Raw genomic sequence first — 19438 nt, forward strand, 5'->3', positions numbered from 1 at the left:
GTGCGGTGCGCATTGGGGATTTCGTCGTGATCAGTAACTACCGCCCGTCATCGTCGGGATGGGCCATCATCCTGTTGAGCGCGACTGCGCTCGCGCTGGGGGGCTGCGGACGCAAGAGCGGGCTCGACCTGCCGCCGAACGCGGCGGCGCCGCAGGCCCAGGCCACATCGGATACCGAGGTCGAGCGCGCCGCGCAGCCCGGCGTCTTCAATTCGACCTACGGATCCGAGGCAGGCCCCAGCGCGCCCAGGGGCGGCAAGAAGAAATTCGTTCTCGATCCGCTGCTGGACTGAGACGGGGCACTAGGCATGAATCACTTCGACTACCGCAACGGCGTGCTCCACGCCGAGGCCGTGAGCCTGTCTGAACTGGCGGATGCCGTCGGCACGCCGTTCTATTGCTATTCGACGGCGACGCTGGAGCGCCACTACCGCGTCTTCACCGAGGCCTTTGCCGGCGAGAAGACGCTGGTCTGCTACGCCATGAAGGCCAATTCCAACCAGTCGGTGCTGCGCACGCTGGCCAAACTCGGCGCCGGGGCCGACGTCGTGTCCGGCGGCGAGTTGAAGCGCGCGCTGGCGGCAGGGATTCCGCCGAGCAAGATTCTTTTCTCGGGCGTCGGCAAGACCGAAGCCGAACTGCGCGCCGCGCTCGCCGCCGATATTCTCTGCATCAACGTCGAATCCGAGCCCGAACTGGAATTGCTGTCGAAACTCGCGGTCGAGACCGGCAAGACCGCGCGGATTTCGTTGCGTGTCAATCCGGACGTCGATGCCGGCACCCACGCCAAGATCGCCACCGGCAAGTCCGAGAACAAGTTTGGCATTCCGATTCTGCGGGCGCGCGAGGTCTATGGCCGTGCGGCGACGCTGCCGGGAATCGAGGTGACCGGCACCGACATGCATATCGGCAGCCAGATCACGGATCTCAGCAAGATGGAGACCGCGTTCCGGATTCTTTCCGATTTCGTGCAGACGCTGCGCGCCGACGGCCACACCATCGAGCATATCGATTTCGGCGGCGGGCTCGGCATTCCCTATCATGCGGACCAGGAGGCGCCGCCGCTGCCGTCGGCCTATGCCGCGATGGTCAAGCGGGTGACGCATAATCTCGGATGCACGCTGATGTTCGAGCCGGGCCGGATGATCGTCGGCAACGCCGGCATCCTCGTCTCTCGCGTCATCTATGTGAAGCCGGGCGAGGCCAAGAACTTCGTCATCATCGATGCCGCGATGAACGATTTGATCCGCCCGACGCTGTACGAGGCTCACCATGATATCCTGCCGGTTCGCGAGTCGGCCAAGGGCGCGCCAACGATTACGGCCGACGTGGTCGGGCCGGTCTGCGAAACCGGCGACTATCTCGCGCTCGACCGCAACCTGCCCGAACCGAAGCCCGGCGATCTTCTTGCCATCATGACCGCCGGCGCCTACGGCGCGGTGCAGTCCGGCTTCTACAATACGCGGCCTTTAGTGCCGGAAGTCCTCGTCAAGGACGACCAGTACGCCGTGGTGCGCCCGCGCATCGAGGTCGAGGAATTGATCGCGATGGATAAGCCGGCGCCCTGGCTGTGAGCGTTGTCGCTTCGATGGTCTCCTGAAGCGTCCGTCAGACAGTTTCGGCTGTTTGGGCCGTTATCACCGCACTCGTTCTTTGCGCTGCGTCATAGACCTTGACCTGAAGCATCGGGAATTTGGTTTTGAGTTCCCGCGCTTTCTTTTCGGCGGCTTCCTTTGTATCGAATACCGCCTTCGTCTGACCGTCGACCTCCATGCCAAAACCTTCCGTGATCGTGACATCAGCGCGCATGATGTTCCTGGGTATTGGCTCCTCGGGCGTTGTCGTCACGGGCTTTCTCATCGCGGACCTCCCTTGTTATGTTCTGGCTACTGCCGCGTTATGGGCACTGGCTGCAAAACGAGGGTGGATGTTTTCGCCAAAGATTCTCACCAAAGATTCTCATTCGTCAGCGACTTGAAATCGCATTCCATGCTCATATCTAAAACGCAGTCGATATGGATTCGTTCGGCAACCGCTCTCCGCTGGAGCCACGAACGGATACCGCGCCCTCGAAGTTTGAGCGCCGCCCGCAGTGGCCCATCGACTGGATTGCAGCAGAACAATTCCTCCAGTGAACGTCGCACGGCTCTGCCGGAGCGGCATATGGACCAACATGAAATACATTTCGGAACTTAAGCCGGCAACGGCACAATCACGCCCAAATGCGAAAGCTATGGCCGGTGCGCTGCACCGCCGATCGCGGCCCGCCCGAAGAAATGAATCTTCCGGGTTCCCTCGCCCTCAGACGAAGAATGCTCAGAGCGCAGAGAAAAACTATGAACGCTACCTGGCCTTGGCCCGCGCTGAAGCGCTGAGGGGAGACCGGATCGCGGCGGAGAATTTTTTCCAGCATGCCGAGCACTATTTCCGGTCGATGGCGAAGAATGCGAATTAGTGTGCCGTAGGTGGAGCGACTTGTCCGCCGCAGCTCATCAACCAGCGAAGGCGGAAGCGATACCCATCACGACAGAGCCGATGAACGGCCTCACCAGTTGAAAAAAGGATTTCCGAAAGGCGAGCGCCCGAAAGGCTGGCTGCGTGGGAATGCGTAGCGGAACTCGCTCCCCGGACTGCGTCGCCGCCGCTTGATGCCGCCTTGCGGTTCGCCGCTCAACAGCACCACGAATTCCGTTCCCTTGCCGGTTTCCGAGCTCAACGGCTCGTCCGTGACGATCAGAGAGGATCGCGGCGCAATACCGACGATGCGATCCAATACGTCCTGCGGAATGGCGATGCGGTCGAGCGCGGCCTTTGCGCTGTCCAGGTCCGTCGGCACCGGCTCAACGTCGCGACCACTGCTCCCATGCGCCCGGACCTGTGGCTCGACCGTGCCGCCCGGCGCGTGTCCGCCGCGCAACGAGACGACGCTCCATCGCAACCTGGCGTCGTCGGTCGTGCGCTCGAGGGCGGTGAAGACATGCGTGCCGATGGGACGATCGGGATCTGCGATCGTGACCGGACTATCAAAGACAGGCTCAAATGCCTGCCGCACATAAAGCCGCTGGGTCTTGCGGCTGATCAACACCGATACCGGCTGGAGTTCGCGCGCGATCTGCCGGGCCGCCTCGGCTGCCGCAGATCGCGCAGCCTCCGCCGCGGCGGCGGCTTCCCGCGCAGACGTAACGGCATCGAGCTTCAGTTGCAGATCCGCTTTGGCGGCGTCCCATTGCAGTTGCAGTTCCGCGAGCCTGGCGGCTGCCTGCGCCTTGGCGCCCTCAGCCTGCTCCTTTGCTTCCGGCGAGGCGGCGGAGCCAAGCGCCGTCTCGGCGGCCGCCAATTGCACCTCGGCTCTGAGCTTCAGATTTTCCGCCGTGCGCACCGGTGCCGTGGCCCGCGTGGCCTCACGGGACGCGGTAACCGCGGCTAATCTCACCTTGACCGCATTCTTCGCCGTCTCTTGCGCCTCTGCGGCACGGGAGGCGGCCAGGGCGGCGGCGCCGGGCTTGGGTTGGAACAGAAGCGGATGGGCGAGCTCAACGGGCGACGCTTCGCTTGGCGCCACGATCACCCGCATGCCCATCGCGGTCGCGTCGAACAGGCGTCCGGCGAAGTCAAATGGCAGCCGGATACAGCCATGGGACGCCGGACGCCCTGGCAGGACGCCGCCATGGAGTGCGATGCCTGACCAGGTGATGCGTTGCATATGCGGCATGAACGCGTCGTCATACAGATTCGAGTAATGCTCCTCGACTTTCTGGATGATGCTGAAGATGCCTGCGGGCGTTTCGCGTCCCTTCGTGCCGCTCGATACCGGCGCGCGCAGGATCCATCCCTTGGCGTCGTAGACGGTGATCCGCTGGTTGCGGAGCGAAACGACGGCCATGATCGGCTCGCCGGCGCTGCGCGACTGAATGAACTCGATCTGGCGCTCGCTCGAGCCGCTTCTGGCGACCGCATGGTCTCCCGCCGCGATCAGCACGGCCAGAGCCGTAGCGGCAAGATAGGCGGGCGGCAGCCGGTTCTGCCTGCACTTCGGATTTACGCAACGAGACGTCATGCGCGTCCCAACTGATCGATCGGATCAACGCCAGTTTCTGCTCACGTCCGTTCAGAACGTAACGCCATTCGGCCGCACTTGCCAATCCAGAACTGCGTCGGCGCTATTTCACCGCGTGGCTGCCCTTTGCCCCGCCGACCACCACACCCGCCGCCTTCTCGATCGGCTTGATGGCGGCGGTGAAATCCGACTCTGCGCCCTCGTCGCGGATCACGACTTCCCAGAGCCGCCCGACCGCCTCGGCGACTTCCATCGATAGCCCCAGCGACTTCATCTCTTCCAGCGCGAGCCGCACATCCTTCACCATCAAGCCGGTGGCAAAGCCGAAATCGAAGCTGCGCGGCAGCACCGAGCGCGGAAACTTGTCGCGGCTGGCGGTATTCAGCCCGGACCCCGCGTTAATGACGTCGATCATCACGGCCGGATCGAGCCCCGCCTTGACGCCCATCACCACGGCTTCCGAGGTCGCCACCATCGCGGTCGCGGAGAGGAAGTTGTTCGCAAGCTTCATCGTCTGCGCCGAGCCGGGTTTCTCGCCGATGAAGAACACTTTCCCGATCACGTCGAGCGCGGGCTTTGCCGCCTCATAGTCGGCACGCGGGCCGGAGACCATCACGGCCAGCGTTCCCTTCTCGGCGCCGCCGACGCCGCCGCTCACCGGGCTGTCGATCTGCACGATGTTGTTCTTTGCCAAGAGGCCGTGAATCCGCGTAGCCATCTGCGAGCCGACGGTCGAGAGATCGACGAAGCGTCTGACGCGCTTGCCTTCCATCACGCCGCCTGCGCCGGTCGCGACCTCGAGTGAAGCCTGCAGCGACGGCAGGCTCGCCAGCACGGTCTCGCAGCGATCGGCGACGTCCTTGGGCGACGATGCCGCTTGCGCACCGAGCGCGACGAGCTTGTCGGTCGCTGCCTTCCGCGTATCGAACACGGTGAGTTGGTGCCCGGCCTCGATCAGGCGGCGCGCCATCGGAAAGCCCATATTCCCGAGGCCGATGAATCCGATTTCCATGGTGCTGTTTCCTTTACTTCGTCATTGCGAGCCAGCGGGTCGCGCGCATGACGCTTCCTCACGTATTTTTACGGATCGAGATCGACGTTATGGGGCTAGAGCCCGGCAGTCACGCCTTCGTGTTATGCGTATTTCCGGGTGTGGGTTACCCCGGGAACAGGTGCCTCATTGCCGCCGTTGTGCTAGGCTGACTTGTCGGCAACCCCGGAGAGATTGTTGAACGGCGCGTCCCCCGACCCCACGAAAACCGCCCGCGAGCCGGATGCTGTCGCACGGCTTCAGCTCACGCAGGCTCAGCAACGGGCGCAATATGCGATTGCGTGGGAACGCGCATGGCCGAGCTTCGCCCGGATTTTGAGCGTCGTCGGACTGTTCCTGGTGGCGTCCTGGGTCGGTTTGTGGCTGGTGCTGCCTTTCCTTGCACGCGCGATCGGCATCGGTCTCTTTGCCGTGCTGGCGCTGGCGGCGTTATTCCCGCTCGCGCGGTTTCGCTGGCCGACCCGCGAAGAGGCGTTGAGCCGGCTCGACCGCGGCACCGGCATTCGCCACCGCCCGGCGACCGCGCTGACCGATACGCTCTCAACAAAGGATCCGATCGCGCAGGCGCTGTGGCGGGAGCAGCGCGAGCGCACGCTGGCCTCGCTCAAGCGGATTCGCGCCGGACTGCCTTCGCCGCGCCTGCCGATCCACGATCCCTGGGCGCTGCGCGCGCTGGTCATGGTGATGCTGGCAGCGGCCTATGTCGCCGCCGGCGACGAGCGCGCGCTGCGAATTGCCGCGGCGTTCGACTGGAACGGCGTGCTGGCGCCGGCCAACGTCCGGGTCGATGCCTGGGTGACCCCGCCGGTCTATACCGGCAAGCCGCCGGTTATTTTGTCCGCCAACCGGGATGCGGCGTCGCCCGATAGCGGAGCGCCGCTGTCGGTGCCGTCAGGCAGCACGCTGCTGGTGCGTTCCAGCGGCGGCGCCATCGATGTCGTGGTCGGCGGCGGCGTGACCGAGGTCGCGCCGGGCGAACAGGCGCCGAAGGGTACCAACGAACGGCACTTCAAGATCACCGGCGACGGCTCCGCCCATGTCCGCGCGCCGTCCGGCCAGCCGCTGTGGCGCTTCGCCGCCACGCCCGACCGTGCGCCGAGCATTTCACTCGCCAAGGATCCGGAACGCCAGGCCCGCGGTTCGCTGCAGATGTCCTACAAGCTCGAGGACGATTACGGCGTCACCGAAGCGCGCGCGCAATTCGCCGCCCGCAACGCGGATGCGGCCAAAGAAACCAACAAGGACGGCAAGAACGAAGGCAAGGACGGGAAGAACAAGGAGGCCGACAAGGCCGAGCCGCGGCCGCTGTTCGAGCCGCCGCAGTTTCCGCTGGTGCTGCCGAATGCGCGCACCCGCAACGGCGTCGGTCAGACCGTGAAGGACCTCAGCGAAGATCCTTACGCCGGTGCCGACGTGACGCTGACGCTCACGGCCAAGGACGAGGCCGGCAATGAAGGCAAGAGCGAGCCGTTCAATATGCGGCTGCCGGAGCGGTTGTTCACAAAACCGCTGGCGCGCGCCCTGATCGAGCAGCGCCGCATCCTGGCGCTCGACGCCAACCAGAATGCGCAGGTCTATACCGCGCTCGATGCGTTGATGATCGCGCCTGAACTGTTCACGCCGGAGGCCGGCCACTATCTCGGCCTGTACAGCGTGTCCCGCCAGTTGGAGGCGGCGCGCACCGACGTAGCGCTGCGCGAGGTCGTCGCCAGCCTGTGGGCGCTGGCGGTCACCATCGAGGACGGCAACATCAGCGATGTCGACAAGGCGTTGCGCGCGGCGCAGGAGGCGCTCAAGCAGGCGCTGGAACGCGGCGCCACCGACGAGGAGATCAAGAAGCTGACGGACAATCTGCGGGCCGCGCTGGACAATTTCCTGCGCCAGCTCGCCGAGCAGTTCCGCAACAATCCGCAGCAATTGGCGCGTCCGCTCGATCCCAATACCAAGATGCTGAGCCAGCAGGATCTCAAAAGCATGCTGGACCGGCTGGAGCGGATGTCGCGCTCCGGCGACAAGGATGCCGCCAAACAGCTCCTGGAACAGCTCCAGCAGATGCTGGAAAACCTGCAGATGGCGCAGCCCGGCCAGGGCGGCGACAATGAGATGGAGCAGGCGCTGAACGAGCTCGGCGACATGATCCGCAAGCAGCAGCAATTACGCGACAAGACCTACAAGCAGGGCCAGGATTCCAGGCGCGACCGCATGCGCGGCAAGCAGGGTGACCAGAGCATGGGCGACCTGCAGCAGGACCAGCAGGGCCTGCGCGACCGGCTGAAGAAATTGCAGGAAGAACTCGCCAAGCGCGGCATGGGACCGGGCCAGCGCGGTCAACAGGGCCAGCAGGGCCAACAAGGCCAGCGCGGCGAACAGGGACAGGGCCAGCAGGGCCAGGGTGGCGACCAGGGCGACGGCGAGGACGGACTCGATCAGGCTGATTCCGCGATGGGCGATGCCACCGGCCGGCTCGGCGAGGGCAATGCCGACGGCGCGGTGGACTCGCAGGGCAGAGCGCTGGACGCGCTGCGCAAGGGCGCCCAGAGCCTTGCCGAGGCCATGCAGCAGGGTGACGGCGACCAGCCGGGCGACGGCCCCGGCAATCCGAGAGGCCGCCAGCAGGGCGCGGCCAATTCGACCGATCCGCTCGGGCGGCCGATGCGCCACAACGAATTCACCGACGACTATACGGTGAAGATCCCCGGCGAGATCGATGTGCAGCGGGTGCGCCGGATCCTCGAGGAACTGCGCCGCCGCCTCGGCGATCCGTCCCGCCCGCAGATCGAACTCGATTACATCGAGCGGCTGTTGAAGGATTATTGAACGGCGCCACTAGCGGCGTGAATCAGGACTAGTTGCTGCCGCGCCGTTTTTTGGCCTGTAGCCATCCAACGATTGCGACCGGAACGCAAAGGCCCGCCCCAATGATCACGGTACCCCAGTTTTTCGTGAGGTAACCCTGTGAGACCAGAACGTGGGCCAAAGCTGCTGATACGAAGAATCCCGCAAATCCGGCGGTCCACTGTACAGGCGTCCACCAGTACGGGCCCTTGTTGATTTTGACCAATTTCTGAGGCCTCTTTGACGCTCTGAATACGATCGGAACATTCTGGAGCGTGTTCCGAAAAAGTAGGTAGTGGCGAAAGCATCTTCTGAAAAAGTAGGTAGTGGCGAACATCATTGCAACGAAAAATTGAGCGCGCGGCCGCTGTTTTTTCTATCCGTTCTTCCTCGCCGCCAGCGCGTCCGCTACCGCGGTGCGGATGTCGTGCACCGAGAACGGCTTCGTCACGACGTCGTGCACGATGGCGTTGAGGCCGGAGGCGCGTTCGCGCTGATCGGCGAAGCCCGTCATCAGCAGGATCTTCAGGTTGGGAAAATCGCGCGCCGCGGTCAGCGCCAATGCGATGCCGTCCATCACGGGCATCTGGATGTCGGTCAGCAGCAGGTCGAACATGCCCTGTTCGCGGGTCAGGATATCGAGCGCTTCGGCGCCATCCTCGGCGGTGACGGTTTCGTGGCCGTCCATGGCGATGGCGCGCGCTACCAGCGAGCGCATGGAATCTTCGTCGTCGGCAATCAGTACGCGTGTCATGAAGTCGTCTCTCGCCTCAGCGGAACAGGCGGCCTCCATCAGGCGTGGCCGGCCAGATCCCGCTTGTTGAAAAAGCGTACGTCGATATTACGGCCTTCGGGCGGCGGCGAAGCCAGCCGCGACTTGAAATAGGCGCGCTCGCCGGGCTTGAGCACCGGCTGCTCGAGTACCGCATTCCAGGCGTAGATCTCGGTGCCCTCCGCGTCGCGCACGCTAAAGCGCAGCCGAGGCAATTCGACCGGTTTCCTGGTCTCCCCGACGATGATGCCTTCGATGACCAGGACCGGCTGGCCGTCCACGGTCTCGTTGGTGATCTTGATGTCCTTGAACGCCAGCCCGCGCAGGTTCACGTCCAGCCCGACCATGTTGTAGAACGTCGCGGTTTGCGGCAGCAGCCGCACGACGTCGATGCGCCAGATCATCAGCGCCAGGATCAACGCGCCCATCGCGGCGCAGGCGGTCGGCAGGCCGACGGACGGCATGAAGGGGATGCGGGGCAGGGAGGGCAGCCGGAACAGGCGGGCGAGCCGCTGGCGGTGCGTGGTGATCGGGATTTCCTGATGGTCCTCCGCATCCTGCCGGGCGGCCGACGGCCAGTCGCGGTCGCCACCCTGGGGCGGACCTTCGCCCTCGGCCGGCCAGCCGGCCGAAATCGAGGGGCTGTCGACCATCGGGGCGTCCTGTCCCTCTTCCTCGCGCGCCATCGCCTCCCATTCGGCCGCGGCATCGTTTGCGGCCGGCTGGCTCGATTGCGCCGAAGCTGGCATGGCGTCCGGCACGGCGGCGGCCATTTCGATCGCGTCCTCGGGCTGCGCCAGCCAGGTTTCCTTGCAGCGGGAGCAGCGCACGGTGCGTCCGCCGGCGCCCAGAGTGGCCGGATTGATGGCGTAAGATGTTGTACAATGGGGGCAAACGATATGCATGGAGCCCATCTCACCAGTGTCTTTGCCCGGATGCTACATAGCGACTGTTAACGAATCGGAAACCATAACGGCCGCAAAACCGTTTTGTCGGGTTGGTTCCCAAACCAGCGGGCCACGAGCCCAAAGTTCAGGTTCGGGTCCAGGTTCAGGTTCAAGTCCGGGGTTTCCGGGCGCTGCCCATGCCGAGCGGAGCTCGGTGATGGCCCATGTCGAGCGGAGCTGAGCTTGGTTCGGTTCGAAAATGTCGGTTTGCGGTACGGGCTCGGCCCGGAGATTTTGCGCGACCTTACTTTCCTGATTCCGGCGCATTCCTTCCAGTTTCTCACCGGTCCCTCGGGCGCCGGCAAGACCTCGCTGCTGCGGCTGTTGTTTCTGTCACTGCGGCCGACGCGCGGCCTCGTCAATCTGTTCGGCCAGGATGTCTCGCTGCTCGGCAAGGATCAGATCGCGAACATGCGCCAGAAGATCGGCATCGTGCTGCAGGATTTTCGCCTGCTCGACCACATGACCACCTATGAGAACGTGGCGCTGCCGTTCCGCGTGATGGGCCGTGAAGAATCCAGCTATCGCCGCGAGGTGATCGACCTCCTGAGATGGGTCGGCCTCGGCGAGCGCATGGATGCGCTGCCGCCGATCCTGTCGGGCGGTGAGAAGCAGCGCGCCGCGATCGCACGCGCGGTGATCTCGCGGCCGCAATTGCTGCTGGCGGACGAGCCGACCGGCAGCGTCGATCCGACGCTCGGCCGGCGCCTGCTGCGGCTGTTCATCGAATTGAACAGGCTGGGTACCGCAGTGATCATCGCGACCCACGACATCACGCTGATGGACCAGTACGAGGCGCGGCGGATGGTGCTGCACCAGGGACGGTTGCACATCTATGAGTAGGGTTGGTGACGAGCATGGGCCGCTGGTGGACCTCGGGACCGAACGCCCGCAGGTGCCGGCGCGTGCGCGCAACCTGTCGCCGATCGTGCCGCGCGCGTCGATCTCCGGCCGCGCGCTGGTCGCCGTCGTCGCCATCATGACGTTCCTCGCTTCCATCACCACCGGCACCGTGCTGCTCGTCAGCGCATCGGCCGCGGAATGGCAGTCGGAAGTCGCCAGCGAAATCACCATGCAGGTGCGCCCGCAGGCGGGGCGCGACCTCGAACGCGACGTGACCGCGGCTGCGGAGGCAATGCGGACGCAGCCCGGCATCGTTCAGGTCAAGCCGTTCAGCAAGGACGAATCGGCCAGATTGCTGGAGCCGTGGCTTGGCAGCGGGCTGTCGATCGAGCAGTTGCCGGTGCCGCGTGTCGTCGTCGCGCGGGTCCAGCCCGGCACCACGCTCGACCTCGCGGCATTGCGCACCAGGGTGACGCAGGTGGCGCCGTCGGCGAGTGTCGACGATCACCGCGCCTGGATCGAGCGCATGCGCTCGATGACCGGCGCCACCGTGTTTGCCGGCATCGGCATCCTCGTGCTGGTGATCGCGGCGACGATCATTTCGGTCTCATTCGCGACCCGCGGCGCGATGGCGGCGAACCGCCCGATCGTCGAGGTGCTGCACTTTGTTGGCGCCGGCGACCGCTATATCGCCAACCATTTCCTGCGGCATTTTCTCAGACTGGGGCTTGAGGGCGGGGTGATCGGCGGCGGCGCCGCGATGCTGGGCTTCGGCTTCTCCGAATCGATCGCCGCCTGGTTCTCGGGCACCCCGGTCGGCGATCAATTCGCCGCGCTCCTGGGGACGTTTTCGCTGCCACCCTCGGGCTATCTGGCGCTCGCGGTGCAGGCCGTGGCGATCGCCGCCATTACCGGCTGGGCCTCGCGGCGAACGCTGTTCGCCACGCTGGACGACATCGATTGATTGGGGCCAATGGCGCCTTCCGGAAACGTGTGCAGGGGACTTGGTCCGGGGTGGGCCGGGACTCCACTTCGTGAGAAAACGTTCTAGAATTGTACGTGAGAGAGGATTGCCGGACCACATGGATTTGCAACACGACGATAGCGCGGCGAGGGCGACGGCCGCGCGGCCGCGCGGATGGCTGCGCGCCGTCATCGTCGGCTCCATGGCGATCCTGTTCGTCGGCGCGGCGATCGGCTTCATCGCCTTTCTCGCGCAATTGCGCGGCGTCGAGATCAAGCCGGCGCGAACCGCCGACGGGATCGTGGTGTTCACCGGCGGCTCGTCGCGGGTGTCGGATGCGATGGAATTGCTGGCCGGCGGCTATGGCAAGCGGCTGTTGATCTCGGGCGTGCATCCGACCAACGCGGTGAGCGACATTTCGCGCTCGCTGCCCGACAACCAGTCGCTGCTGTTGCGCTGTTGCGTTGACCTCGACCGTTCAGCCGTCAATACCAGGAGCAACGCCGCGGAGACGCGGCGCTGGGCCCGCGAGCGCGGCTTCAAGTCGCTGATCGTGGTGACGTCGAACTACCATATGCCGCGCGCCATCCTGGAATTGTCGCATGCGATGCCCGACGTCACGCTGATTCCGTTCGCGGTGGTCGGCGACCGGTGGCGCGACGAGCCGTGGTGGACCAGCGGCGCGACGCTGCGTCTGTTGCTGTCGGAATATGCGAAATACGTCGCCGCCGAAGTGCGTGTGCGGCTCGCCGATGCCGGCATCGGTCTCGTGCCCGAAATTTCCGATCAGCCCATGCCGGCGCCGCGCCGGCCGGCGACGGCGCTGGCCAACTGATCGGGCGGAGCTATCGGTTTGGGGCGACGGGTGGATGCAGCGGATGCTGGTCGTGCAGCATCGCCGCGAGCCGGTGCAGTTGGGAATCGCGAAAACCTTCCGCTTCGATCGCTTTCACGGTGGCCAGAACATAGTCGCGGTTGACACCGGACTGGCCGTGCCCTTGCAGCACATGGCGCAACTGTTCTGCCGGCGACAGCCGCCCGGCATATTGCACGTGGCCGCGGTCGACCACGTAGACGAGGGCGCTGACGCGCTGGCGCGCATCATTCTCCAGCCACACCGATCGTTTCACCTCGCGATACACCGAAGTGACCTGCTCGCGCTCGCGCAAATAGGCGATGGTCGCATCACTGTTCTTTTCCGCGACCCGGAACGCGATGCCGCGGCAGGCGCCGCCGCGGTCGAGCCCGAGCACGAGGCCGGGCTTTTCCGGCGTGCCGCGATGGACGAAGGAATAGACGCAGAGCGCGCGGTGTTCGCCGATCAGCCGCGCCGGAACGCGTTCGATGAATTCGAAGCCCGGGCGCCACATCAGGGAGCCGTAACCGAACACCCAGAGGTCGCCTTTTGAGAATTCCGTATCGTTGAGGTTAATCGCGGACATGCCTGCGCATCGCTACCAGAACGGCGCGACAAAGCGAAGTGGATTCAATGCCTTTTGTTGCGGGAAGCGGATGCTTACATTTGACAAAATCGCCAGCCAAAGGACGCCGCATGCCTGACATGACCCCCGCGCCGCGCCGGCGCCCGCTGTGGCGCCTCTTCATCATGCCTGCACTGCTCGTCGTCGCCGCCGCGGCATGGAGCGCGTTCTGGTTCTATGCCGCTTCGGAAGCCGGCGTCCGCGCCGATGCGTGGGCGGCGCAGGAGGCGAAAGCCGGCCGGGTCTATGCCTGCGGCAAGCGCTCGGTGGCCGGCTTCCCGTTCCGCTTCGAGGTCCGCTGCGACGATGCCAGCGTTTCGCTGGTTTCGCAGACAGCGGGTGCGCAGGTGCCGTTCGTCGCGCGGCTCGGCGAGATCATGGTGATCGCGCAGATCTATCAGCCGAGACTCCTGATCGCCGAATTCAAGGCGCCGGCGACGCTCGCCGATCGCGGCCAGCCGCCGTCGATGCAGGTGAACTGGACCACCGGCCGCAGCAGCGTGTCGGGGCTGCCTGATATTCCGCAGCGCGCGTCCATCGTGTTCGACAATCCGTCGATCGAGCGCGTCAACGGACCGGTACGAACGCCGCTCGCGCGTTCAAGCCATGTCGAACTGCACGGGCGCCTTGCCGATGGCTCGACCCGGGACAAGCCCGTGATCGAGGCGGTGCTGCAGATAACAGGCGGCAACGTGCAGGAGGTGCACCCGATACTCGCCGCGCCGTTCGACGCCGACATCCAGACCAAGCTCACCGGCCTGAAGGATTTTACGCCGAAGCCGTGGCCAGAGCGGTTCAGGGAATTGCAGGCGGTGGGCGGCCATGTCGAGATCGTGCGGTCGCGGATTCAACAGGGCGATCTGATCTCGGTGGCCGCGGGGTCGTTGAGCCTCAACGCGCAGGGGCGGATCGACGGCGAACTACAGATGACGGTGACGGGACTGGAACGCGTGATCCCGGCGCTTGGCATCGAAAAGATGCTGGAGGAGGGCGTGCCGCAGGCAACGCTCGATCGCGTAGCACCTGGCGTCAAGTCACAGGATCTCAACAACCTGTTCGGCGCGCTCGACAGGGCGATCCCGGGGCTCGGCAAGGTCGTCAAGCAGAACGCCAATACCGGCGTCGCCGCGGGCATCAATGCGCTCGGCAAGGAGGCGGAGCTGGAAGGCCGGAAGGCCCGCGCCTTCCCGCTGCGCTTCGTCGACGGTGCGGTGTTTCTCGGGCCGTTGAAAGTGGGGCAGGTGCCGCCGCTGTTCTAGAGCGCTTGGCCGGAACGTTTTCGAGCCTGGATGCTTGAGTCCGGTTGTATTGTGTGCGGGGCAGCGACAAATAGAGAGGCGAGAATGTTCCTGATGGGACTTGGCGCGCTCTTCGTTATCTGCGGAATCCTGTACTTGGCACGCACCGCTATCTGGCGGGGACCGCTCAGTGGCCGGGATTCCTCCCGGCCCCCTCGCGATACTTTGGAGCCGCCACGGCGCAGCTTGCGATTCCTCGGGCTCGGAACGAATTGGCCGGGCCTTTTCCTTATGGCACTCGGTGCAGTTCTGTTGGTATCGGGGGCCGGTTACTAGCCCTCGAACCGATTGCCGGGCAGACATGAATCAGCGGCGCGACTCCGGGATCCGTTCAATCGTTACGAGCTAGCGCTCGCGGCTCCACGGGAAGAGATTGGCCGGGAAATCCGCCGCGTAGCGGTGTCCTTTCCGCAGGTGGGGTTCCTCCTGTGGAGGGTTGGGATCCGGCTCTACCACCTTCCGGTACAGATGCCAGGTGGCATGACCGAGCACCGGCAGAACGACGGCGAGACCGACGAAGACCGGCAACGAACCGATCACCAGCAGTGCCGCGACGATCAGCCCCCACCCGGCCATGGCAATCGGATTCATCATCACAGCTCGCAGCGATGTCCTGATCGCGTCGATCGCAGTGGCATGCCGGTCGAGCATCAACGGAAACGACACGACACTGACGCACAGCGCCACGACCGCGAACACAAAACCGACGCCGCACCCAACGATGATGAGTGACCATCCTTCCGGCGTCGTCAGCACGCGCGTTGCGAAATCGGGGATGCTCGCAGCCGGAGCGTGGCCGAAGATCGAGACGTAGATGGCGTTCGCTGCGCCGATCCAGGCCCCGAACAGAACGAGCAGGAGCACGCCGAGCTCGACCATGGCGCCGAGAGCCGGAGCGCGCAGCACGTGAAGCGCATCCCATACGCCGACATCTTCGCCGCGCTCGCGGCGGCGGCTGAGTTCGTAGAGACCAATCGCTGCAAAGGGTCCAAGCAAGGCAAATCCGGCTGCCAGCGGAAACAGTAGCGGCAATACTGAATAGCCAAGGACCATCCTGAACAGGGCGATGCCGAGAACGGGATAAATCACGCACACCACAACGGCGTGACTCGGCATTGCCTTGAAGTCCTCCCAGCCCAGGCGCAGTGCCTCGCTCAGGTCGGATAGTTCGATTTTGCGAATGGGATACGTGGCGGCATCGCCGAAAACGTGCCGTCCAAATTTTGCGATGCTGTCAGAATACGTGGTGGCCATGGACGCAATCTCCCGTGCTCGGAGTAGCGGCGGTCAAAACGACGCGTCGCAACCCGCGTGTCTCCGCATTGATGTGCGAGAGTCGCGGTTGAGCCGAGTACGGCAAACCCAAATGCAACGAAAGGAGCTTAGCCGGACGAAACTTGTCGCGACCTCCTCGTCAAGCTTAGCGCTAAGGGACCCCGGCAGTGCTCACGGTTCGGTGAACTGTGCACGTTCACGGTCATTTGGTGCATTGCGTCATCGCCGAACGACCTTGCTGACCGACGCTCGCCGGCTTGCGGCATCCGCGCAGCGTCGCCCAAGTGATCTATTGACGCCAGCGCCGACGCGTACCATCCTCTATTTAGACGCCCCAGATCTGATGAAAGCGGTCGTAACGTGTGCTCGGTGCCACGTTTGGATGTCGCGACCGGTCAAAGTGGGCGAGGCAAGACGCACTGCGATGGCGCATGTGAAGTCAGCCATCGAGACAGATGCGGGCTCCGCCCTCTGATTCGACTCCGTTGCCTTTAGTGGCAAGAAGGAGCGAGGGATGGTTGTCGCTGTCATACTGCTTCTGATCGCAGTCGGCTCGGTGCTGTTTCACATCTACAGCCCGTGGTGGTGGACGCCGATCGCCACCAATTGGAGCTACATCGACCACACCATCAGCATCACCTTCTGGATCACCGGCGTGGTGTTCTTCGCGGTGATCGCTTTCATGGCCTATTGCGTCCTCCGCTTCCATCACAAGGAGGGAAGGCAGGCACACTATAATCCGGAAAACAAGAAGCTCGAGTGGTGGCTCAGCATCGGGACGGCGATCGGCGTTGGAGCCATGTTGGCGCCCGGCCTGTTTGTCTGGCACCAGTTCGTCACGGTTCCGGCTGATGCCACCGAGATCGAAGTCATGGGCCAGCAGTGGCAATGGAGCTTCCGCCTCCCGGGGAAGGATGGCCGGATGGGTACAACCGACGTCCGCAACATCGGCCCCGACAATCCCATGGGCTTGAAACGCGACGACCCGCATGGACAGGACGACGTCGTGATCGAAAATGGCGAGTTGCACCTCCCGGTCGGAAAGCCAGTCAAGGTTTTGCTCCGCTCCGTCGACGTCCTGCACGATTTCTACGTGCCTGAATTCCGGGCCAAGATGGATATGGTTCCCGGCATGGTCACCTATTTCTGGATGACTCCGATCCGAACCGGAACGTTCGATGTGCTCTGCGCCGAGTTGTGCGGCGCTGCGCATGCGCAGATGCGCTCCAAGGTTATCGTCGACGAAGAAAGCGAATATCACGCCTGGCTGGAGCAACAGAAGACGTTTGCAGAATTGTCAGGCCAAAGCGCCGTCAAGAGGGCGACGTACGAATCCGGCGGCAAATAAGAAATGCTGCTGCGAAGATAAAATTGGGCGCGCAAGACCCTCTCATCGCGCCCTGATGGAAGAAACGACCGGGAGGTAATTCAATGGTCGATGTCCCCTATGATGCAATCGCGGACGCTCCGCCTGCAGAAGTGCCGGAGGTTGAGCTCTATCACCCCAAAAGCTGGTGGACGCGGTATGTCTTTTCGCAGGATGCCAAAGTCATCGCTATCCAGTACTCGCTGACGGCGACGGCAATCGGGCTGGTGGCCCTGGTGCTGTCGTGGCTGATGCGGCTGCAACTGGGATTTCCCGGCACATTCTCCTTTATCGATGCAAATCAATATCTCCAGTTCATCACCATGCACGGCATGATCATGGTGATCTACCTGCTGACGGCGTTGTTCCTTGGAGGCTTCGGCAACTACCTGATCCCGCTGATGGTCGGCGCTCGGGACATGGTGTTCCCTTATGTGAACATGCTGAGCTACTGGGTCTATCTGCTCGCAGTCGTGGTGCTGGCGTCGACCTTCTTCGTGCCTGGCGGGCCAACCGGCGCCGGCTGGACGCTATACCCGCCGCAGGCGATCCTCTCCGGCACGCCCGGGCAGGATTGGGGCATCATTCTCATGCTGTCCTCGCTGATCCTGTTCATCATCGGCTTCACCATGGGCGGGCTGAATTATGTGGTGACGGTGCTGCAGGCGCGCACCCGCGGCATGACGCTGATGCGGCTGCCGCTGACGGTGTGGGGCATCTTCACGGCTACGGTGATGGCATTGCTGGCCTTCCCGGCGCTGTTCGTCGCCTCTGTCATGATGCTGTTCGATCGCTTGCTGGGAACCAGCTTCTTCATGCCCTCCCTCGTCGAGATGGGGCAGCAGATGAAGTACGGCGGCGGCAGCCCGATCCTGTTCCAGCATCTGTTCTGGTTCTTCGGCCATCCTGAAGTCTACATCGTCGCCTTGCCGGCCTTCGGCATCGTTTCCGATCTGATCAGCACGCATGCGCGCAAGAACATCTTCGGCTATCGCATGATGGTTTGGGCTATCGTGGCGATCGGCGCGCTCAGCTTCGTCGTGTGGGCGCACCACATGTATGTGAGCGGCATGCACCCGCATTTCGGGTTCTTCTTCGCCACGACGACGCTCATCATCGCCATCCCTACCGCGATCAAGGTCTACAACTGGGTGCTGACCCTGTGGCGCGGCGACATCCACCTCACGGTTCCGATGTTGTTCGCCCTCGGCTTCATCATCACATTCGTGAACGGCGGGCTCACCGGCCTCTTCCTCGGCAACGTCGTCGTCGATGTCCCGCTGTCGGATACGATGTTCGTCGTCGCGCATTTCCATATGGTGATGGGCGTGGCGCCGATCATGGTCGTGCTGGGCGCGATCTATCATTGGTATCCCAAGGTCACGGGGCGGATGCTGGATGACTGGATGGGCAAGTTTCATTTCTGGGTGACGTTCCTCGGCGCCTATCTGATCTTCTTCCCCATGCATTACATTGGACTGCTCGGCGTTCCGCGCCGGTATCACGACATCGGCGAAGCGGCGTTCATCCCGTCATCGACCCATACGCTCAATGCCTTCATCACCATCATGGCTTTGACCGTGGGCTTCGCCCAGATGGTATTCCTGTTCAACCTCGTCTGGAGCTATTTCAAGGGCCGGCCCTCAGGGGGCAATCCATGGCGGGCGACAACGCTGGAGTGGCAGACGCCGGAGACCCCGCCCGGGCACGGCAACTGGGGCAAGGAGCTCCCGGTGGTCTATCGATGGGCGTATGACTACAGCGTGCCCGGTGCCGCCCAGGATTTCATTCCGCAGAACCAGCCACGAGCGACGCCGGCCCTTCAGGGAGCTGCTCCGTGAGCGCCATCATCCTGTTCATGGCTGTAATAGCGGTCATCATAGGGTGGTGGCTGTCGCAACAGCGGCTGACAGCCAAGCCCTGGCTGGAAGAAGGTCCGATCGATGACTTCCCGGGCACGGGAGCAATGACCCTGCCGGCAGCGAAGATCGGACTGGGCGTGTTTCTCGCGGTCGCCACCTCGTTGTTCGCACTCTTCATCAGCGCCTACTCCATGCGCATGAACATGGTGGACTGGCGGACGCTGCCCGTGCCTGCGCTGCTGTGGTTCAACACCGGCGTCCTGGTCGTGAGCAGTGTCGCGCTGCAGTGGGCGTATGTGGCCGCGCGCCGGGACGACATCAACGGTGTCATCGTCGGCCTGTGCGCAGGGGGTGCATCCGCCGTTACATTCCTGGTTGGACAATTGCTGGCGTGGCAACAGTTGAGGGAAGCGGGCTATTTCGTCGCGTCCAATCCTGCCAATTCCTTCTTCTACATGATTACCGCGGCGCACGGGCTGCACTTGATGGGCGGCCTGGTGGCGCTTGGCAGAACGACGGGCAAGGTGTGGCGTGGCGCCGAGATGCCCCAAGTGCGCCTGAGCGTGGAGCTCTGCACGATCTACTGGCACTTCCTGCTGCTGGTCTGGCTGGTCTTGCTTGGTCTGCTGACGGGCTGGACGGACGATTTCGTCGACATCTGTCGGCGGTTGCTCAACTAGGAGAAAC

The 19438-nt window shown here is 63.8% G+C and carries 18 protein-coding genes; 11 read left to right on the forward strand and 7 right to left on the reverse strand.

Going from position 1 to position 19438, the window contains the following annotated elements; translation table 11 throughout:
- Positions 1 to 26: 26 nt before the first annotated feature.
- Complete coding sequence (lptM, locus tag V1288_RS15710; RefSeq protein WP_334357898.1) at positions 27 to 293, forward strand: LPS translocon maturation chaperone LptM; 267 nt, start codon at positions 27 to 29, stop codon at positions 291 to 293.
- 15 nt (positions 294 to 308) lie between these two features.
- On the forward strand, positions 309 to 1574 hold the full coding sequence (gene lysA, locus V1288_RS15715; RefSeq protein ID WP_334357899.1) for a diaminopimelate decarboxylase: 1266 nt from the start codon (positions 309 to 311) through the stop codon (positions 1572 to 1574).
- 34 nt (positions 1575 to 1608) lie between these two features.
- On the opposite strand, the gene V1288_RS15720 is transcribed toward lysA, so the two are convergent.
- Positions 1609 to 1860, reverse strand: coding sequence for a hypothetical protein (locus V1288_RS15720; protein WP_334357900.1), 252 nt, complete (start codon positions 1858 to 1860; stop codon positions 1609 to 1611).
- 313 nt (positions 1861 to 2173) lie between these two features.
- Here V1288_RS15720 and V1288_RS15725 point away from each other — a divergent pair, with 313 nt between their 5' ends.
- Complete coding sequence (locus tag V1288_RS15725; RefSeq protein ID WP_442893957.1) at positions 2174 to 2455, forward strand: DUF4167 domain-containing protein; 282 nt, start codon at positions 2174 to 2176, stop codon at positions 2453 to 2455.
- A 90-nt stretch (positions 2456 to 2545) separates the two neighbouring features.
- Here V1288_RS15725 and V1288_RS15730 read toward each other — a convergent pair whose 3' ends face one another.
- The gene (locus V1288_RS15730) at positions 2546 to 4057 is read right to left on the reverse strand and encodes a L,D-transpeptidase family protein (protein ID WP_334357901.1); all 1512 of its coding nucleotides are present in this window, start codon (positions 4055 to 4057) and stop codon (positions 2546 to 2548) included.
- Between the two features lie 103 nt (positions 4058 to 4160).
- Positions 4161 to 5069 carry an NAD(P)-dependent oxidoreductase gene (locus V1288_RS15735; protein ID WP_334357902.1) on the reverse strand — a complete coding sequence of 303 codons (909 nt, stop codon included), beginning with the start codon at positions 5067 to 5069 and terminating at the stop codon, positions 4161 to 4163.
- Between the two features lie 216 nt (positions 5070 to 5285).
- On the opposite strand from V1288_RS15735, the gene V1288_RS15740 reads away from it, so the two are divergent.
- On the forward strand, positions 5286 to 7925 hold the full coding sequence (locus tag V1288_RS15740; protein WP_334357903.1) for a TIGR02302 family protein: 2640 nt from the start codon (positions 5286 to 5288) through the stop codon (positions 7923 to 7925).
- 394 nt (positions 7926 to 8319) lie between these two features.
- Here the strand turns inward: V1288_RS15740 and V1288_RS15745 are convergent, their stop codons facing one another.
- Both V1288_RS15745 and V1288_RS15750 read right to left on the reverse strand, forming a co-directional pair.
- A complete protein-coding gene (locus V1288_RS15745) occupies positions 8320 to 8697 on the reverse strand; it encodes a response regulator (RefSeq protein WP_334357904.1) in 378 nt (125 codons plus the stop codon).
- 38 nt (positions 8698 to 8735) lie between these two features.
- Positions 8736 to 9620: an MJ0042-type zinc finger domain-containing protein gene (locus V1288_RS15750; protein ID WP_334357905.1), complete on the reverse strand. Its 885-nt coding sequence runs from the start codon at positions 9618 to 9620 to the stop codon at positions 8736 to 8738.
- A 225-nt stretch (positions 9621 to 9845) separates the two neighbouring features.
- Here V1288_RS15750 and ftsE point away from each other — a divergent pair, with 225 nt between their 5' ends.
- The 3 genes from ftsE to V1288_RS15765 all read left to right on the forward strand — a co-directional run bounded on the left by ftsE (position 9846) and on the right by V1288_RS15765 (position 12304).
- Complete coding sequence (gene ftsE / locus V1288_RS15755) at positions 9846 to 10505, forward strand: cell division ATP-binding protein FtsE (protein ID WP_334357906.1); 660 nt, start codon at positions 9846 to 9848, stop codon at positions 10503 to 10505.
- The gene (locus tag V1288_RS15760) at positions 10498 to 11469 is read left to right on the forward strand and encodes a cell division protein FtsX (protein ID WP_334357907.1); all 972 of its coding nucleotides are present in this window, start codon (positions 10498 to 10500) and stop codon (positions 11467 to 11469) included. The genes ftsE and V1288_RS15760 overlap by 8 nt, the downstream gene beginning before the upstream one ends.
- A 118-nt stretch (positions 11470 to 11587) precedes the next feature.
- Positions 11588 to 12304: a YdcF family protein gene (locus V1288_RS15765; protein WP_334357908.1), complete on the forward strand. Its 717-nt coding sequence runs from the start codon at positions 11588 to 11590 to the stop codon at positions 12302 to 12304.
- A 10-nt stretch (positions 12305 to 12314) separates the two neighbouring features.
- Here V1288_RS15765 and V1288_RS15770 read toward each other — a convergent pair whose 3' ends face one another.
- The gene (locus V1288_RS15770; RefSeq protein WP_334357909.1) at positions 12315 to 12911 is read right to left on the reverse strand and encodes a gamma-glutamylcyclotransferase; all 597 of its coding nucleotides are present in this window, start codon (positions 12909 to 12911) and stop codon (positions 12315 to 12317) included.
- Between the two features lie 110 nt (positions 12912 to 13021).
- Between V1288_RS15770 and V1288_RS15775 the strand changes: the two genes are divergently transcribed.
- The gene (locus V1288_RS15775; protein WP_334357910.1) at positions 13022 to 14209 is read left to right on the forward strand and encodes a DUF2125 domain-containing protein; all 1188 of its coding nucleotides are present in this window, start codon (positions 13022 to 13024) and stop codon (positions 14207 to 14209) included.
- Between the two features lie 384 nt (positions 14210 to 14593).
- Here V1288_RS15775 and V1288_RS15780 read toward each other — a convergent pair whose 3' ends face one another.
- A complete protein-coding gene (locus tag V1288_RS15780; RefSeq protein WP_334357911.1) occupies positions 14594 to 15502 on the reverse strand; it encodes a DUF2189 domain-containing protein in 909 nt (302 codons plus the stop codon).
- Between the two features lie 535 nt (positions 15503 to 16037).
- Between V1288_RS15780 and V1288_RS15785 the strand changes: the two genes are divergently transcribed.
- The 3 genes from V1288_RS15785 (at position 16038) to V1288_RS15795 (ending at position 19431) form a co-directional block, all read left to right on the forward strand.
- Complete coding sequence (locus V1288_RS15785) at positions 16038 to 16871, forward strand: cytochrome c oxidase subunit II (protein ID WP_334357912.1); 834 nt, start codon at positions 16038 to 16040, stop codon at positions 16869 to 16871.
- 83 nt (positions 16872 to 16954) lie between these two features.
- Positions 16955 to 18730: a cbb3-type cytochrome c oxidase subunit I gene (locus V1288_RS15790; protein WP_334357913.1), complete on the forward strand. Its 1776-nt coding sequence runs from the start codon at positions 16955 to 16957 to the stop codon at positions 18728 to 18730.
- Entirely contained in the window at positions 18727 to 19431 is a 705-nt protein-coding gene (locus V1288_RS15795) for a cytochrome c oxidase subunit 3 (protein ID WP_334357914.1), read from the forward strand. Before V1288_RS15790 ends, V1288_RS15795 begins: the two co-directional genes overlap by 4 nt.
- Positions 19432 to 19438: the final 7 nt, after the last annotated feature.

Source organism: Bradyrhizobium sp. AZCC 2176 (assembly GCF_036924645.1).
In the GTDB taxonomy this organism is placed as follows: Bacteria; Pseudomonadota; Alphaproteobacteria; order Rhizobiales; family Xanthobacteraceae; genus Bradyrhizobium.

Coding starts and splice junctions, on each gene's coding strand:
- V1288_RS15785 (WP_334357912.1), top strand. CDS start 16,038: ATGGTTGTCGCTGTCATACTGCTTCTGATCGCAGTCGGCTCGGTGCTG.
- V1288_RS15775 (WP_334357910.1), top strand. CDS start 13,022: ATGCCTGACATGACCCCCGCGCCGCGCCGGCGCCCGCTGTGGCGCCTC.
- V1288_RS15735 (WP_334357902.1), bottom strand. CDS start 5,069: ATGGAAATCGGATTCATCGGCCTCGGGAATATGGGCTTTCCGATGGCG.
- V1288_RS15780 (WP_334357911.1), bottom strand. CDS start 15,502: ATGGCCACCACGTATTCTGACAGCATCGCAAAATTTGGACGGCACGTT.
- V1288_RS15750 (WP_334357905.1), bottom strand. CDS start 9,620: ATGCATATCGTTTGCCCCCATTGTACAACATCTTACGCCATCAATCCG.
- lysA (WP_334357899.1), top strand. CDS start 309: ATGAATCACTTCGACTACCGCAACGGCGTGCTCCACGCCGAGGCCGTG.
- V1288_RS15730 (WP_334357901.1), bottom strand. CDS start 4,057: ATGACGTCTCGTTGCGTAAATCCGAAGTGCAGGCAGAACCGGCTGCCG.
- V1288_RS15725 (WP_442893957.1), top strand. CDS start 2,174: ATGAAATACATTTCGGAACTTAAGCCGGCAACGGCACAATCACGCCCA.
- V1288_RS15745 (WP_334357904.1), bottom strand. CDS start 8,697: ATGACACGCGTACTGATTGCCGACGACGAAGATTCCATGCGCTCGCTG.
- V1288_RS15760 (WP_334357907.1), top strand. CDS start 10,498: ATGAGTAGGGTTGGTGACGAGCATGGGCCGCTGGTGGACCTCGGGACC.
- V1288_RS15790 (WP_334357913.1), top strand. CDS start 16,955: ATGGTCGATGTCCCCTATGATGCAATCGCGGACGCTCCGCCTGCAGAA.
- V1288_RS15765 (WP_334357908.1), top strand. CDS start 11,588: ATGGATTTGCAACACGACGATAGCGCGGCGAGGGCGACGGCCGCGCGG.
- V1288_RS15770 (WP_334357909.1), bottom strand. CDS start 12,911: ATGTCCGCGATTAACCTCAACGATACGGAATTCTCAAAAGGCGACCTC.
- V1288_RS15720 (WP_334357900.1), bottom strand. CDS start 1,860: ATGAGAAAGCCCGTGACGACAACGCCCGAGGAGCCAATACCCAGGAAC.